This window comes from Flavobacterium litorale, assembly GCF_019613795.1.
Lineage (GTDB): Bacteria > Bacteroidota > Bacteroidia > Flavobacteriales > Flavobacteriaceae > Flavobacterium > Flavobacterium litorale.
The window spans coordinates 1,040,677-1,056,517 of sequence record NZ_CP080429.1 but is presented as its reverse complement, the minus strand read 5'-3'; the positions used below and the strand labels follow the sequence as shown (position 1 = coordinate 1,056,517).

Annotated in this window: 13 protein-coding genes and 1 pseudogene; 11 read left to right on the top strand and 3 right to left on the bottom strand. The window is 39.0% G+C overall.

Annotation, left to right across the window (positions count from 1 at the left end):
- Positions 1-14: 14 nt before the first annotated feature.
- Positions 15-1,937, bottom strand: coding sequence for a M1 family metallopeptidase (locus tag K1I41_RS04730; protein ID WP_220641536.1), 1,923 nt, complete (start codon positions 1,935-1,937; stop codon positions 15-17).
- 149 nt (positions 1,938-2,086) lie between these two features.
- Here K1I41_RS04730 and serS point away from each other — a divergent pair, with 149 nt between their 5' ends.
- The 9 genes and pseudogenes from serS to K1I41_RS04690 all read left to right on the top strand — a co-directional run bounded on the left by serS (position 2,087) and on the right by K1I41_RS04690 (position 10,457).
- Positions 2,087-3,358, top strand: coding sequence for a serine--tRNA ligase (gene serS, locus K1I41_RS04725; RefSeq protein ID WP_220641535.1), 1,272 nt, complete (start codon positions 2,087-2,089; stop codon positions 3,356-3,358).
- Between the two features lie 149 nt (positions 3,359-3,507).
- Positions 3,508-4,167, top strand: coding sequence for a hypothetical protein (locus K1I41_RS04720; protein WP_220641534.1), 660 nt, complete (start codon positions 3,508-3,510; stop codon positions 4,165-4,167).
- Positions 4,164-5,942 carry a tetratricopeptide repeat protein gene (locus K1I41_RS04715; RefSeq protein WP_220641533.1) on the top strand — a complete coding sequence of 593 codons (1,779 nt, stop codon included), beginning with the start codon at positions 4,164-4,166 and terminating at the stop codon, positions 5,940-5,942. Before K1I41_RS04720 ends, K1I41_RS04715 begins: the two co-directional genes overlap by 4 nt.
- A gap of 47 nt (positions 5,943-5,989) precedes the next feature.
- Positions 5,990-6,310, top strand: a complete 321-nt coding sequence (locus tag K1I41_RS04710) for a DUF4286 family protein (RefSeq protein ID WP_220641532.1) — start codon at positions 5,990-5,992, stop codon at positions 6,308-6,310.
- Positions 6,311-6,357: 47 nt separating this feature from the next.
- On the top strand, positions 6,358-7,137 hold the full coding sequence (gene rsmA, locus K1I41_RS04705) for a 16S rRNA (adenine(1518)-N(6)/adenine(1519)-N(6))-dimethyltransferase RsmA (protein ID WP_220641531.1): 780 nt from the start codon (positions 6,358-6,360) through the stop codon (positions 7,135-7,137).
- Positions 7,127-8,479 carry a magnesium transporter gene (mgtE, locus tag K1I41_RS04700; protein WP_220641530.1) on the top strand — a complete coding sequence of 451 codons (1,353 nt, stop codon included), beginning with the start codon at positions 7,127-7,129 and terminating at the stop codon, positions 8,477-8,479. The genes rsmA and mgtE overlap by 11 nt, the downstream gene beginning before the upstream one ends.
- A 118-nt stretch (positions 8,480-8,597) precedes the next feature.
- Positions 8,598-9,551, top strand: a pseudogene (locus K1I41_RS04695) (2-hydroxyacid dehydrogenase); the annotation flags it as partial.
- Complete coding sequence (locus K1I41_RS12505) at positions 9,525-9,962, top strand: VOC family protein (protein ID WP_374106914.1); 438 nt, start codon at positions 9,525-9,527, stop codon at positions 9,960-9,962. The pseudogene K1I41_RS04695 and the gene K1I41_RS12505, both read left to right, overlap by 27 nt.
- Before the next feature lie 93 nt (positions 9,963-10,055).
- On the top strand, positions 10,056-10,457 hold the full coding sequence (locus K1I41_RS04690; RefSeq protein ID WP_220641528.1) for a DUF805 domain-containing protein: 402 nt from the start codon (positions 10,056-10,058) through the stop codon (positions 10,455-10,457).
- 44 nt (positions 10,458-10,501) lie between these two features.
- Here K1I41_RS04690 and K1I41_RS04685 read toward each other — a convergent pair whose 3' ends face one another.
- Complete coding sequence (locus K1I41_RS04685; RefSeq protein WP_220641527.1) at positions 10,502-12,319, bottom strand: GNAT family N-acyltransferase; 1,818 nt, start codon at positions 12,317-12,319, stop codon at positions 10,502-10,504.
- A 189-nt stretch (positions 12,320-12,508) separates the two neighbouring features.
- Here K1I41_RS04685 and K1I41_RS04680 point away from each other — a divergent pair, with 189 nt between their 5' ends.
- Positions 12,509-13,270 carry an exodeoxyribonuclease III gene (locus K1I41_RS04680; RefSeq protein WP_220641526.1) on the top strand — a complete coding sequence of 254 codons (762 nt, stop codon included), beginning with the start codon at positions 12,509-12,511 and terminating at the stop codon, positions 13,268-13,270.
- Positions 13,271-13,296: 26 nt separating this feature from the next.
- The gene (locus tag K1I41_RS04675; protein ID WP_220641525.1) at positions 13,297-14,259 is read left to right on the top strand and encodes an OmpA/MotB family protein; all 963 of its coding nucleotides are present in this window, start codon (positions 13,297-13,299) and stop codon (positions 14,257-14,259) included.
- 129 nt (positions 14,260-14,388) lie between these two features.
- On the opposite strand, the gene K1I41_RS04670 is transcribed toward K1I41_RS04675, so the two are convergent.
- A complete protein-coding gene (locus tag K1I41_RS04670) occupies positions 14,389-15,768 on the bottom strand; it encodes a PQQ-dependent sugar dehydrogenase (RefSeq protein ID WP_220641524.1) in 1,380 nt (459 codons plus the stop codon).
- Positions 15,769-15,841: the final 73 nt, after the last annotated feature.

Sequence of the window (15,841 nt, the reverse complement as noted above, 5' to 3'; positions counted from 1 at the left end):
GTAATGCGTTAAAATTACTCCTTAATAAAACGAAGCTGTGTTGTACCTTTATTGGTAATTAGCGTAACAAAATGTACGCCATTGGCAAGTTGTGCAATATTCCAAGTAGTGGTATTACCTGTTTCCAGTACTTTTTGCCCTAGCGTATTGTAAAAAATAGCTTTTTCAAGAAGCACGTTTTGTGGTAGTTGTACATTCAAATTATCCGATGTAGGGTTGGGGTACAATCGTACCGAGTCGAGACTATTGATTTGGTTGGTTCCTAAAAACACTTCGTTATTGGCTGATATAATATCGTTTTGCGGATTAAATTGTACGCCCGTATACGCAAAAGGAACATCTACTATAAACTCTTGCCCATTAAAAGTATTCTCTACCACAATATCCTGCACTGCGCCATTGGCACCAAACAATCGTATTGGTACGGGCATTTCAAAGAAATCTACTGAAGGGTGCGACTGGGTTTGGTTTACGGTTATTTTTACCTTGCCAAACTCCCAATGCTCTATAGTTATAGAGTATGTTGGGTAGCCTTGCCCGTACACCCAATCTTGGAAAAATTCATTTAAATCCATACCCGATGTTGCCTCAAGGTGTGCACGTAAATCGTGGGTTTTGGCATAACCAAATGCCAATTCGGGGTCGTTAAGGTAATTTCTAAGCCCTTGGTAAAAATCAGTATCGCCTACCCTATAGCGAAGCATGTGCGCTACCATAGCGCCTTTATTATAGCTCAATCGGCTATTAAATATTCGGCTAACGTTAGTTGTATCGGTATCCGAAAGGTATACGCTACCGTTGGGAAACGACGTAATGTTGGCATTACGCCCGCCCTTCCACTCGGTAAACGCATCATTACCATCAGCATCTTCTACTACTAATCCTGATAGGTACGTAGCAAAGCCTTCGTTAAGCCAAATATCTTTCCACGAACCACAAGTTACTTTATTACCAAACCATTGGTGTGCCAACTCATGCGCTATTAATTCGCGGTAATACCCTCCCATAAACGATACAGTAGTGTGTTCCATACCACCCCCATAACCATACTGGGCATGCCCGTATTTTTCTTCGTGGTAAGGGTAGGTTTCAAATAATTCTTCAAACAAATTCATAGTAGGCAACGTATGCCCAAGCTCTGGGATGGCTGTATCGGCAGTTTCGGGGTAAATATAATTTACCACAGGGAATGTATTAGGTGCTGTACCTGCTGTTTGGTTGTATATGGTATAATTGCTACAGGCTATCGCAATTAAATAAGCGGGTATAGGGTAATTATGTTGGAAATGCGTTGTTTTAGTACCATCGCCATTTTCGATTTGTGACAACTCTAGTCCGTTAGATACACTTACGTACTCCGAAGGCGCGGTCAGGTACACATCAATATTATCAATCTTATCGTTAAGGTCTTGTTTACAAGGCCACCAATCTTTTGCGCCATAGGGCTGCGATAGTGTCCATAAAGCGGGCACACCATCGTGTACATTTGTTGCAAAGGCATCCGAGCCAAAAGCAGGTTGCCCCGAATAGGTTATAACAACCGTAGCTTCGGTATTTAATGCCAACGGTGTCGGGAAAGTTATAATTAGTTCATCATCCGTATTTTGCTCAAACATTAAGCTATCTTCGCCCATAGTAACTTCGCTTACCGTAAGCTGCGAAGTAAGGTCGAATGTAATATCGGGCATATTATCTTTTGCTCTAAATGTAGTGGTAACCACACCGCTAATAAAATACTCGGCGGGGTCAATATCAAACTCCAATTGGTGGTACAGTACATCGTAATTACCTGTATTAATATTGGCAACAAAATTAGTAATATTAACTGCCGATTTCATTTCGGCTTCTACTATCTGTTCAAAATCGGCATCGTTTTGCTGCGCAAAAGCACACGACAAACCCAATAGCAATACGATTATTAGGGTAAAGTTTTTCATTTTTCTAAATCTTTTTCCAAAAATAGCTAATAAAAAGCAATTTACGGGTTGTAAAAAGGTAAAGATAAGACTTTTGAAAGTTTACAAATCCGAACCATTTAATAAAAACAAATGATTAAATTTGCCCACTTCATAAACCATATACAATTATGTTACAGACAGCATTTATTAGAGAAAACAGAGACCACGTAATACAAGCGCTGGGCAAACGTCATTTTGATGCCGAAGCACTTGTGGATGAAGTTATTGCACTTGACGAAAAAAGAAGAAGTACGCAAGTAGCTTTAGATACTGTTTTATCGGAATCCAATAAACTGTCTAAAGATATTGGTGCACTAATGAAGGCGGGCGAGAAAGCAAAAGCAACCCTAATTCGTGAGAAAACAGCACAGTATAAAGAGAAAAGCAAAGAACTTACCGAAGTTTTAAATACGGTATCGGAGGAGTTAACACAGGCACTATACAAATTGCCTAACGTACCTGCCGATAGCGTACCCGCTGGAAAATCAGAAGAGGACAATGAAGAAATAGCACGTTCTGGTGATATTCCTGAACTGCACGGCGAAGCTATGCCCCACTGGGAACTGGCTAAAAAATACGATATTATTGATTTTGAACTAGGCAATAAAGTAACAGGAGCAGGTTTCCCTGTATATAAAGGCAAAGGTGCTAGGTTACAGCGTGCCCTTATTAATTATTTTTTAGATAAAAATACCGAAGCAGGGTACAACGAGGTACAAGTACCCCATTTGGTAAACGAGGCATCGGGTTACGGTACAGGGCAATTACCCGATAAAGAGGGGCAAATGTACCATGTAGGGGTAGACGATTTATACCTTATCCCTACTGCCGAAGTACCTGTTACCAATATGTTCCGCGATGTAATTGTTGAGGAGAAAGAATTGCCAGTACAATGTACAGCCTACACACCATGTTTCCGTCGTGAGGCAGGTTCGTACGGTGCGCACGTTCGTGGGCTTAACCGTTTGCACCAATTTGATAAGGTAGAAATTGTACGTGTTGAAAAACCCGAAAATTCGTATGCTGCCCTAGATGGTATGGTTGATCATATAAAAATGCTACTAAAAGAGCTTGGTTTACCCTACAGGGTACTGCGCCTTTGTGGTGGCGACATGGGCTTTACCGCAGCATTAACCTACGATTTTGAGGTATTCTCTACCGCACAAGACCGTTGGTTGGAAATAAGCTCGGTGTCCAATTTCGAAACATTCCAAGCCAACAGGTTAAAACTACGCTACAGAGATAAAGAGGGTAAAAATCAACTAGCGCATACCCTAAACGGAAGCTCGTTAGCCTTACCAAGGGTCCTAGCCGGACTGCTAGAAAACTACCAAACACCCGAAGGTATAGTAATACCCGAAGTTTTACGCCCTTATACTGGGTTTGACATGATAAATTAGTAAATTTGTTACTAAAGGTGGGAACGCGGATGCCGCGGATTTTACAGATACGCACAGTTTTATACCAATAGATGCTTATTTTGCGTTTATACTATACGCTACGAAAATCTGCCTAATCCGAGTTTTCCGCGTTCGATTTTTTGATGACTATGAAAAAACTATTTCTCTATATCACGTTATTACTGTCGTTAACTAGCTTTTCACAAAATTTAAGACTAAACAGTTTTATACCAAAAGGATGGAAAACCATAGCTGCTATTGAAGGTGATTTGAATAGTGATTCATTAGAAGATGTAGTTATAGTTATTGAAGAAATAGATCTCAAAGAAAGTAAATTAAAACCAAGGCAATTATTAATCTTATTTAAAAATAAAAACAACGAGCTTTACTCGCTGAAAGCACAAAACGATGTGTTTATACCAACAGTAGACTACAAAAACGAACCTTGTCTTGAAGATCCATTTAATAAAGATAAAGTATCTATAAAAAATGGTATTCTTTCAATAAACTTACGCTATTTCTATAATTGTGGTAGTTGGAATATAGTAGATGAAACTTACAAATTTCGTTTCCAAGAGGATAATTTTGTTTTAATTGGTTATGATGCGTTTGATTACCATAGAGTGAGTGGAGATATGAAAAGTGTAAGCGTAAATTTGCTAACTCAAAAGAAAAAAATAACCGTAGGGCAAAATATATTTAAAGATAATAATGCTATCACAAAGTGGAGCGACATAGATGTTGATAAATCCATAATGCTAAAAAATATTGGAACGGCTAATTATTCTTATTTTAAAAAATGGATATGAAGAAAATAATCATTTATATATTATCGCTACTTCCAGCCTTGATTTATGCACAAAACCAGCAACTGGCAAACAACTACTTTGAAAAAGGCGAGTTTGAAAAAGCGTTGGTTATTTACGAGCAGTTAGCCCAAAAGCAACCTACCAATACATTTATTGTACAACGCATGGTAGCCACCTACCAACAACTTGAGCAATACAACGAAGCAGAACAGTTACTCCAAAAAAAACTAAAGCGCATTAAACGCCCTGTATTGTTGGTAGAGTTGGGTTACAACCACCAATTGCAAAACGATACCCTACAGGCACGCAATTACTACACCCAAGCGTTGGATGCGATAGCCGAAAATCCAGGCTACGTATACAGTGTAGCCAATACTTTTGAGAAAAAAGTACTCCCTAAAGAAGCATTGCAAGCCTACGAAAAGGCAATGAGCATAAATGAGAATATGAATTTTGATTACCAAATGGCATTGCTACAAGGGCAGTTAGGTAATATGGAGTTAATGATTGATAACCTATTGAACTATGCTTATAAAAACCAGCAAAATTTACCCATAGTACAAAATCAGCTTTCGCGGTTCATGAATGAGGAGTCGCCCGAAACGTTTAATAACGCCCTACGGAAAACCTTACTCATAAAAACACAAAAAACACAAGATATTTTCTGGAATCACTTCCTTAGTTGGTTTTTTGTACAACAGCGCGATTATCGTAAAGCCTTTATGCAGGAGCGCGCCATTTACAAACGAGAGCCTACAAGCTTTAACAATATTGTGGCACTAGCAAGGCTCGCCATTGAAGAAGACGAAACCGAAACAGCACGCGATATTCTGAACTTTATACTTGAAAATACAGAAGACCCAAACTTGCAAATGCAGGCACACACCTATTTGCTTAAAATGGATATTGCCGTAGCTCCAAAAAAGGAATATACCGCTATTAAAAAACGAATAGACGATTTACTGGCACAATTCGGCGTAAGCCCCTACTCGTTAGACCTACAATTGCTAAAGGCTGATTTTGATGCTTTTTACCTGCAAACACCTAACGAGGGGATTGCCACACTTAATAATGCCTTAAAGCTGCAACTTAACAAATACCAAGTTGCTAACGTAAAAATGAAACTGTCGGACATACTCCTGTTAGAAGAAAAATTCAATCAGGCAATTATTTACTACGCACAAATTGAAGAAGATTTAAAAAACGATGCCGTAGGGCATCAGGCAAGTTTAAAAGTAGCTAAAAGCACCTACTTTAAAGGCGATTTTGAGTGGGCGCAAAAACAACTCAAAGTATTAAAATCGTCGTCATCGCAACTTATTGCTAACGATGCTTTGGAGTTGTTTTTACTGATTACAGACAATACGGTAGAGGATAGTACCCAAACCGCGCTTAAAAAGTTTGCCCGTGCTGATTTTAAGCTATATCAGAATAAAAAAACAGAAGCTTTAGACGCATTTAAAGCTATTATCGCCACCGATAAAACCGAAAGCATACAAGATATTACGCTACTACGCATTGGTAACATTTACCAAACACAAGGCAAATACACCCTTGCACTAGAGCACTATAAACAAATAATAGACAACTATGCCGATGGTGTTTACATTGACGAGGCTCTGTTTTTCTCGGCAGAGATTTATAGCAAAAAATTAAACGATACCGAAAAGGCAAAAGCATTGTACGAAAAAGTACTCTTTGAACATCAGGATAGTATTTACTTTGTAGAAGCCCGAAAACAGTTTCGAAAACTACGTGGCGATACGGCGAGTTAACCATTCGCTACACTCAAATTATCAAACAAACAAATTAACCATACACAATGATTATTTACAACGTAACCATAAATATAGACGATACGGTACACAACCAATGGGTACAATGGATGACCGAAAAACACATACCCGAGATGCTGCAACTGGGCAAATTTACTGCTGCCAAAATGGTTAAAGTACTTATTGAAGAGGAAATGGGCGGTACTACCTACTCGGTGCAATACACTACCGAAAGTATGGATATGCTACAACGCTACTACAACGAAGATGCCCCAAAAATGCGCGAAGAAGGTTTAAAACTATTTGCCGACAAAATGGTAGCTTTCCGTACCGAACTGGAGGTAGTTAAAGAGTTTCAGCCAGCATAACGCATCGCTGCCTACCGCTTTACAGTTACACACACTAAATAATTTAAATGGATAAAGTAAAAGCCAAAAAACACTTAGGGCAGCATTTTCTTACGGACGAAAGTATTGCAAAGGATATTGCCGATGCCCTGAGCCTAAAAGGATACGATAAAGTGCTCGAAATAGGTCCGGGTATGGGGGTACTAACCAAATACCTACTGGAAAAACCTGTTGAAACCTATGTTATCGAAATTGATAAAGAGTCGGTAGCATACCTTTCGGCACACTACCTAAAACTGAGTGGTAGGATTATATCTGAAGATTTTTTACACTACAACCTCAACACTGTTTTTGGCGATGCACCACTGGCAATAGTGGGTAACTTTCCGTACAACATATCATCGCAAATTGTATTTCGTACGCTGGCCATGCGCGACAAGATACCCGAATTTGCAGGCATGTTCCAAAAAGAGGTAGCCGAACGCATTTGCGAGAAAAAAGGGAGTAAAACGTATGGTATACTATCGGTGCTAACACAAGCCTTTTATAACGCCGAGTATTTATTTACCGTACCTGAGCACGTGTTTAACCCACCACCAAAAGTAAAATCGGGGGTATTACGCCTTATCCGTAAGGAGAATTATCAGCTACCTTGTAACGAAAAACTATTTTTTGCAGTAGTAAAAGCAGCATTCAACCAACGCAGGAAAACATTACGTAACAGTTTAAAAACGTACAACCTTTCTGATAGTTTAAAGGAAGATAGTATCTTTGACCTGCGACCTGAACAACTTTCTACAGAAGATTTTATAACATTAACCCAAAAAATAGCTGCCGATGGAGTTTAAGATTGATAGGGATTTAATTAGCCAAATTGAGCAATACGTAGCCGAAAACCGCGAGAAGGAACTGCAAAACCTACTCGAGGACGTTCACTATGCCGATATTGCAGAGATTATGGATGAGCTAAACAGTTCCGAAGCAATCTATATATTCCACATCCTCGATAGTGAAAAAACAGCCGAAATACTGCTGGAGCTTGATGAGGAAGTACGAGAAAAAATCTTAAAAGAATTATCGCCAAAAGAAATTGCGGTAGAGCTGGATGAACTTAGTACCGATGATGCTGCCGATGTTATTGGCGAACTCCCACAGGATAAAAAAGAGGAAGTAATATCGGAGATACTGGACGTTGAGCACGCCAAAGATATTGTAGATTTACTACGTTACGACGAAGATACTGCAGGGGGATTAATGGGTAAGGAACTCGTAAAAGTAAACGAGAACTGGAATGTGCTTACCTGCGTAAAAGAGATGCGCGAACAAGCTGTAAACGTGCAACGTGTACACTCTATTTACGTGGTTGACGATGAAAACAGGCTAAAAGGTAGGCTTTCGTTAAAAGATTTACTTACAACATCTACAAAAACACCTATTAGCGAGGTGTACATCTCTAAAGTAGATTTTGTAAAGGTAAATACTCCTGATGTAGAGGTAGCCCGTATAATGCAACGTTATGACCTTGAAGCTATACCTGTTGTAGACGAATTGGGCAGACTGGTAGGGCGCATTACCATTGACGATATTGTAGATGTAATTAAAGAAGAAGCCGATAAAGATTACCAATTGGCAGCAGGTATCTCGCAAGATGTAGAGGCGGATGATAGTATTATTGAGCTTACACGAGCGCGTTTGCCTTGGCTGGTGCTCGCACTACTAGGTGGTTTTGTTACTGTAAAAGTAATGGGGCTGTTTGATGGTGCTATGAAAGAACATGGCGAACTCTTCTTTTTTACACCACTTATTGCTGCAATGGCAGGTAACGTAGGCGTACAATCCTCGGCAATAATAGTACAAGGTTTAGCCAACAATACCCTAAGTGGTTCGCTATGGCAACGACTCATAAAAGAAGTCTCGCTTAGTCTGCTCAACAGTACCATACTAGCCATAATATTAATAATAGGCGGTCATTTTTTGCTGGGCGTAAGCTACGATGTTGGGCTTACCATAAGCATCTCATTAATATCGGTAATTGTAATTGCATCCCTAATCGGTACATTTGTACCCATATTACTCAACAAAGGAGGCATTGACCCTGCCTTAGCTACAGGACCCTTTATTACCACCAGTAACGATATTTGTGGAATATTAATTTACTTTTCGATAGCAAAAGTTGTACTTGGGTTTTAGCAATCCTATTCGTTTTAGTGCCTGTAAAACGTATACCCTATTACAAATTGTTTGTGTAAATTAGCGCAATTAGTGTCAACCCATATTTCTTATTCCTACAAGCAATAAATTACGATTCATGGAGTCAAAACCCGAAAAAATAACAATACTACACCTCGATAGCAACCACCCTACCCTATGGGAACAACTGGAGCAAGCAGGTTTTACCAACGAAGCCGATTATACGGCATCGAAACAAGAGATAGAGGCAAAAATTAGCAACTATCACGGTATTGTAATTAGGAGCCGATTTGACATTGATGCAGCTTTTTTAGATAAGGCTACCAACCTACAATTTATTGCCCGTGTGGGTGCAGGGTTGGAAAGTATTGACTGTGTTTATGCCGAAAAAAAAGGCATACAACTTATTGCAGCACCCGAAGGTAACCGTAACGCCGTTAGCGAGCAGGCATTGGGTATGCTATTATCATTATTTAATAACCTAAATAAATCAGATAAGGAAATTAGGGAAGGTAAATGGATTCGGGAAGGCAACCGCGGACACGAGCTTGATGGTAAAACTGTAGGTATTATAGGGTATGGTAATATGGGTAAAGCCTTTGCCAAAAAACTACGTGGCTTTGATGCCGAAGTACTCTGTTATGATATAAAACCCTTTGTAGGCGATGCTAATGCCAAACAAGTAGCCTTAAAGGAATTACAACAAAAAGCGGATGTGCTAAGTTTACACACCCCTTGGACGCCTGAAACAAATAAAATGGTTAATGCAAAATTTATTGATGCATTTGCAAAACCCTTTTGGCTTATTAATACGGCACGCGGAAAAAGTGTAGTAACTGCCGATTTGGTTGCAGCATTACAATCGGGTAAGCTTTTAGGGGCTGCACTTGATGTGTTGGAGTACGAAAAATCGTCTTTTGAGCAGTTATTTACCGAAGATACTATGCCCGAAGCATTCCAATATTTGCTAAGTGCCGATAATGTATTGCTATCGCCACACATAGCAGGCTGGACGTTTGAAAGCCACGAAAGGTTAGCACAAGTAATTGTAAATAAAATAAAAGCGATTTACTTTGAAGAAGAAAAACCAACAGCAGCAGAAAAACACGTAACGGGTATAGGTGGCGTATTCTTTAAATCGAAAGACCCAAAAATACTCAGAGATTGGTATAAAAAACATTTAGGTTTGGCTACGGACGATTACGGATGGTCGTTTTGGTGGCACGATAAAGAGGGCAACGCTGCCATGACACAATGGTCGCCTTTTGCTAATGATACGAAGTATTTTGAACCTTCGGAAAAGCAGTTCATGCAAAACTTTAGAGTAAATAATCTTGATACCTTACTCGAAAAATTAAAAGCAGCAGGCGTAACTGTTGTAGGCAAGCCAGAAAGCTACGATTATGGTAAATTTGGTTGGATTTTAGACTGCGAGGGCAATAAAATAGAACTTTGGGAACCCATAGATAAGGCGTTTTTATAGCCCTTATTTTTTTACAAAATTGTAATGCGATTCTGTAAAAAGCATATATTTGAAAACGTTTTCAACTAGTAACCAACCAAAAACAAATAAATTATGATTGAATGGTATTTAAAAGTAGTTCGAGACAACTACGCAAACTTTAAGGGCAGAGCCCGCAGAAGTGAATACTGGTATTTTGTACTTTTTAACATTATAGTAGGTATTGTGCTGGGTATTATAGATACTTATTTGCTAAATATGGAAGATTTCAGTCCTTTAGCAAATATTTATAATCTTGTTATCCTTATTCCTAGTATCGCTGTATCCGTAAGAAGGCTACATGATGTAGGTAAAAGTGGATGGTATTATCTATTAATACTTTTACCGATTATAGGATGGATATGGCTTCTCGTACTTTTTGTAACTGATGGAGACAACGGTCCTAATGAATATGGAGAAGACCCTAAAGCTGATTATTCTGAATTTAATGATATTGGTAATAACACCAACGTATAATAAAAAAGCCTCTAGTACTAGAGGCTTTTTTATTATATTGCTACTTAATGCTCTCCTTTTTCAATAAGCTTCTGCTCTAATTCGGCTTGCAGCTCTTCCATAACAGGTTTTACGGTGCTTTCGGGCAAATCGGCAATACGAATGTACATTAACCCATCTACAGAATTGTTAAATAAAGGGTCAACATTAAAAGCTATAACCTTTGCGTTTTGTTTAATATACTTCTTTATAAGTACAGGCAGGCGTAAGTTTCCAGGCTCTACCTCCTCAATTATTTTGTCAAACTTATTTAGGTCAGACTCTGTTTCGTTAAACACAAAGTCCTTGTCGGCATCTTTTAGTTTTACTTTATATTCCTTTTTAGGATGCACGTACTGTGCAATGTAAGGGTCGTAATAATGCGATTTCATAAACTCAATCATCAACGATTTTGAAAAATCAGAGAACTGGTTGCTTATACTCACGCCTCCTATCAGGAATTTATGTTCAGGGTAACGGAGTGTAGTGTGTACAATACCTTTCCATAATAAAAATAGCGGCATTGGTTTTTGCTGGTACTCGTTTATTATAAAAGCACGCCCCATCTCAATAGATTTTGAGAGCATATCGTACAACTCAGGTTCAAACCTAAAAAGGTCGTGCAGGTAAAAACCATCTACACCATGTTTTTTATAAATTTCGCTGCCCAACCCCATACGATACGCTCCTGCAATTTGCTTGGTAGCATCGTCCCATAAAAACATATGGTGGTAGTACTTATCATACAAGTCTAAATCTAACGATTCGTTCGTTCCCTCGCCTACCGCTCTAAAGGTTATCTCGCGTAAGCGTCCTATTTCGTGTAGTATGTTGGGTATTTTATCTGCCGAAACAAAAAACACCTCATAATTTTTACTTTGCAGTAAACGATAATCGTTTTCGCGCAATTCATCTACCTCTGCCAATATTTTATCGTGGTTAGCGGGCATAGCAATTTGCTTTGGGCTTTTTTCCTTTTGGCGCTTTATATTTAAATTAGTCGTATCAATTAACTTACTATCTTTCTCATAAGGGTTGGCAAGCATGTAGGTTTTACGCCTTAAAAATTCAGAGTACGCTTCAAGCCCTTCGTGCTCGTTTTGTTCGCTTACCGATATGGGTTTCCCAATGCGTACCTTTATTACCCTGTCTTTTTGCGTAAGCAGTTCTGATGGTAATTTTGCGGTGCGCAAGGTATCGCTCAGTTTAGAAAGAAAGTAAAATAGTTTACTGTTTTTGGCATGAAAATAAATAGGTACTACAGGAACATTTGCTTTTTTTATGAGTTTAATTGCACCTTCTTCCCAAGGCTTATCTACAACCAACTTATCATCCCTATAGGTAGATACTTCGCCTGCGGGAAAAATACCCAATGGTTTATTTTCGCTTAAATGGCGTAAGGCATCCTTAATGCCCGAAACACTCGATTTTGCATCTTTATGCCCCTCAAAAGGGTTAACGGGCATAATATAGGACTTCATCGGTGCTATACGATGTAATAAAAAGTTAGCAATAATTTTAAAATCAGGACGCTGCTCCAGCATTAATTTTAATAGCAGTACACCATCTAATCCTCCTAATGGGTGGTTAGATACCGTTATGTAAGCGCCATCTTTTGGAAGGCGTTTTAAATCTTCTTCGGGAATTTCAAATTTTATCTGGAACTCGTTTAATAGCGCATTTAAGAATTCTACGTCCGATAGGTGTTTGTGCCTATCGTATATCTTGTTCATTGTAGAAATCTTTAAAACCTTCATCAGTAACCAGCCTGAAAAAGTCCCTAAAAAACCATACTTATCAGTTTTTATTGCTTTTGCAACTTCTTTAGCGGTAACTAAACTCATCTGCAGTGTTGTATTTAGGCGAAAAACAAAGATAACAATTCTAACCAAACGTTAAAATGGAATGCTTTTTTTAACGCTGTAAATATTTAAACTGCTAGTAAACTATTCCTAAAGCATTTAAAGCCAAATATTATCCTTAACATTCAATATGTATGGTTTTTTGGTTACTTTTGGGTGTTAATTTAGCTTATGAAAATTATTTCTTATAACGTAAACGGCATACGCGCTGCATTTAAAAAGGGTTTTTTAGATTGGTTAGCGCAATCCAACCCCGATATTATATGCCTACAAGAAACAAAGGCAAGTAAAGACCAAATAGATACCGAAGCTATAGAAGCCGCAGGATACCCTTACCACTACTGGTTTTCGGCAGAAAAAAAGGGTTACAGCGGTGTAGCCATACTATCTAAACACAAACCCAAACACGTGGAATATGGTACTGGCATTGCCTATATGGATGCCGAAGGGCGTAACATTAGGCTGGATTTTGAGTCGTTCTCCATAATGAGTTTATACCTACCATCAGGAACAAATATTGCACGATTAGAGCATAAGTTCCAATATATGGACGATTTTTACGATTATATAAATACCCTAAAGCAGGAAATACCCCATTTAATAATTTGTGGCGACTATAATATTTGCCATGAGGCGATAGATATACACGACCCTGTACGCAACAAAAAAGTATCGGGCTTTTTACCTGAGGAGCGCGAATGGTTGGATAAATTTATTAACAACGGATTTATAGATAGTTTTAGGCATTTTAATAAAGAGCCACACCATTACAGTTGGTGGAGTTACCGCGCCAATGCGCGTAACAATAACAAGGGCTGGCGTATTGATTATGCTATGGCAACCGAACCTATGCGCAACAGGCTTACAAGAGGGGTAATACTGCCCGAGGCAAAACACAGCGACCACTGCCCTATAGTAATTGAATTTGAATAGAATACACATATAAACTAAGAAGCAAAATGGTACTAAAACGAATTTCTGCTGGATTACTGGCATTAGCACTCACCACCTCGTGTGTGTCATCTAAAGTATATAAAGATCTTGAGGATAAGTATGCGGACTTGAAAAAGGAAAACAGATCGTTATCTGATGAAAATGCTGCTTTGGCAAAAGAAAAAAACAAGTTGGACTTACAGGGTAAAGACCTACAGTCGCAGCTAGATAAAACAAAAGCAGAGCGGGATAAATTGGCTGCCGATTATGCTGCTGCACAATCCAACCTAAATACACTAAAATCGTCGTACGATGCGCTAGAGAAAAACAGTAGTGCTGCATTGGATAGCAACATGAAAAAAAACCGTGAGCTATTGGCACAACTGGAAGCAAAAGAGAAAGCACTAGCGGCCGAACAAGACCGCCTAAATAAACTAAAAAGTGACCTGCAAGACCGCTCGCAACGTGTAGACGAATTGGAGAGTATGATTGCTAACCAAGAAGCTAGCCTAAAACAACTAAAAGAAACACTATCCAGAGCGTTAAATAGTTTTGAGGGTAAAGGACTTACTGTAGAGCAAAAAAACGGGAAAGTATACGTAAGTATGGAAAACAAGCTCCTGTTTGGTTCGGGTAGCTGGAAAGTAGGTACCGAAGGACGCAGAGCGGTAAACGAAGTAGCTAAAGTACTGGCAGACAACCCTGATATTGCTGTACTTATTGAAGGGCATACGGATAATGTGCCTTACAATGGCAACGGACAAATATCGGACAACTGGGACTTATCTACCAAACGTGCTACGGCTATTGTAAGCATTATTAAAGAAAATAATGGCGTAGACCCTAAAAACCTTACCGCTGCTGGGCGTGGCGAATATGCACCAGTTGCAAGCAACGAAACTGCCGAAGGAAAATCGAAAAACAGACGTATCGAAATTATCCTAACGCCAAAATTGGATGAAATTTCTAAAATGCTTAACGAGATATAACAAACTTATATGGTATCTGAAACAAAAAAGCCTACTGTAGTACAGTAGGCTTTTTTGTATTTTAATTTATCTTTTTATAGTAATACAAACCTACAAGGTATTGCAAACCTTGCAGGGAATAAAGTTTAGCTAGTTTACAGCAAGTTTGTAATTATAATGCAATCCGTTAGTACCTGTAACATTTAATATATAAAGTCCTGTTGGCAACGTACTTACACTAAATGTGTTTTGGGCAGCGTTGTTTGTAAACGAGTAGCTAAGTAACTGCTTACCACTAACATCATAAATAGTAGCTTGTGCAACTGTTGTAGCACCACTTGTTTTTATAGTTACTGCGTTAGTAGCTGGGTTAGGATATACGGAGAAAGCATTGCTGTTAAACGTTGTACTACTCAACTGAGTGTCTACAATTTTATACAGGTTACCACTAATACCACCTGCAATGTATAATTCGCCATTAACATCCTCGCCAAATGTGGTAAAAAACTGTCCGTTAAATGGTTGGGTATACGTTATCTCTGCATTACTATTAACCATACCTATTTGGTTATTGCAATAATCTGCAAATAAATAAAGACCTTGCAAACCAGGGTATGTGGCACCGCGGTACACATATCCGCCTGTTACGGAGCATCCGCCTGTAGCATTGTGCGTATATTCGGCAAAAGGAGCCCGATAATCGGTAGCTTCGGGGCAACCCGTAGTATCATATTCTGCTGTACCCTCGTAGCATCGCCAACCATAGTTAATCCCTGCTTCGGTAGGTTCTGCTTTATTAATTTCCTCTATGGCATTTTGCCCTACATCTGCAATCCACAAATCATTATTGTCCTTATCAAACGAGAATTTCCAAGCGTTACGCAAACCATACGCCCATATCTCATCTGCACCATCAGTTCCTACAAATGGGTTATTGGCTGGTATAGCATAAGGTGCTGTAGAGTCGTCGTCCACATCAATACGGAGCATTGCACCTAATAAAGTATTAATATCTTGCCCATTACCATCAGGGTCGCCACCGCTACCGCCATCGCCCATAGAAATGTACAGGTAACCATCAGGACCAAAACGAATACACCCTCCGTTATGGTTGGAATAGGGCTGGTCTATGGTTAATAGTATGGTGCCACTATCGGGGTTGGCAATATTGGCATCGGCGTCACTTACTTCGTAACGTGCTATAACGGTATCGCCCGATGTATTGGTGTAATTGATATAGAAATAACCGTTGGTAGCATAATTGGGATGAAATGCCAAACCTAACAATCCTCTTTCGCCTCCCTCAGATAGTATAGTACTTACATTAAGATAGGGAGTGGCATTAACACTACCATCGGAGTTTAGTACTTTAATTAATCCGCCTTGCTCTACTACAAACAATCGTTCGTCGCCTGCATGAACAATCTCTGTAGGGTCGGTAAAACCCGAAGCAAAAAGCGTTAAGTCTATCGTTTGTGCAAACGAAAAAGCGGAAAATAGGGCAAAAAGGAATAGTAATTTTAATTTCATAGTTATGTGAATTTTATGTTGTTATGCTAATGTAACAATAATAACACCAATAGGCAACCTGTGTACCGTTTGT

Coding starts and splice junctions, on each gene's coding strand:
- K1I41_RS04730 (WP_220641536.1), bottom strand. CDS start 1,937: ATGAAAAACTTTACCCTAATAATCGTATTGCTATTGGGTTTGTCGTGT.
- serS (WP_220641535.1), top strand. CDS start 2,087: ATGTTACAGACAGCATTTATTAGAGAAAACAGAGACCACGTAATACAA.
- K1I41_RS04720 (WP_220641534.1), top strand. CDS start 3,508: ATGAAAAAACTATTTCTCTATATCACGTTATTACTGTCGTTAACTAGC.
- K1I41_RS04715 (WP_220641533.1), top strand. CDS start 4,164: ATGAAGAAAATAATCATTTATATATTATCGCTACTTCCAGCCTTGATT.
- K1I41_RS04710 (WP_220641532.1), top strand. CDS start 5,990: ATGATTATTTACAACGTAACCATAAATATAGACGATACGGTACACAAC.
- rsmA (WP_220641531.1), top strand. CDS start 6,358: ATGGATAAAGTAAAAGCCAAAAAACACTTAGGGCAGCATTTTCTTACG.
- mgtE (WP_220641530.1), top strand. CDS start 7,127: ATGGAGTTTAAGATTGATAGGGATTTAATTAGCCAAATTGAGCAATAC.
- K1I41_RS04690 (WP_220641528.1), top strand. CDS start 10,056: ATGATTGAATGGTATTTAAAAGTAGTTCGAGACAACTACGCAAACTTT.
- K1I41_RS04685 (WP_220641527.1), bottom strand. CDS start 12,319: ATGAGTTTAGTTACCGCTAAAGAAGTTGCAAAAGCAATAAAAACTGAT.
- K1I41_RS04680 (WP_220641526.1), top strand. CDS start 12,509: ATGAAAATTATTTCTTATAACGTAAACGGCATACGCGCTGCATTTAAA.
- K1I41_RS04675 (WP_220641525.1), top strand. CDS start 13,297: ATGGTACTAAAACGAATTTCTGCTGGATTACTGGCATTAGCACTCACC.
- K1I41_RS04670 (WP_220641524.1), bottom strand. CDS start 15,768: ATGAAATTAAAATTACTATTCCTTTTTGCCCTATTTTCCGCTTTTTCG.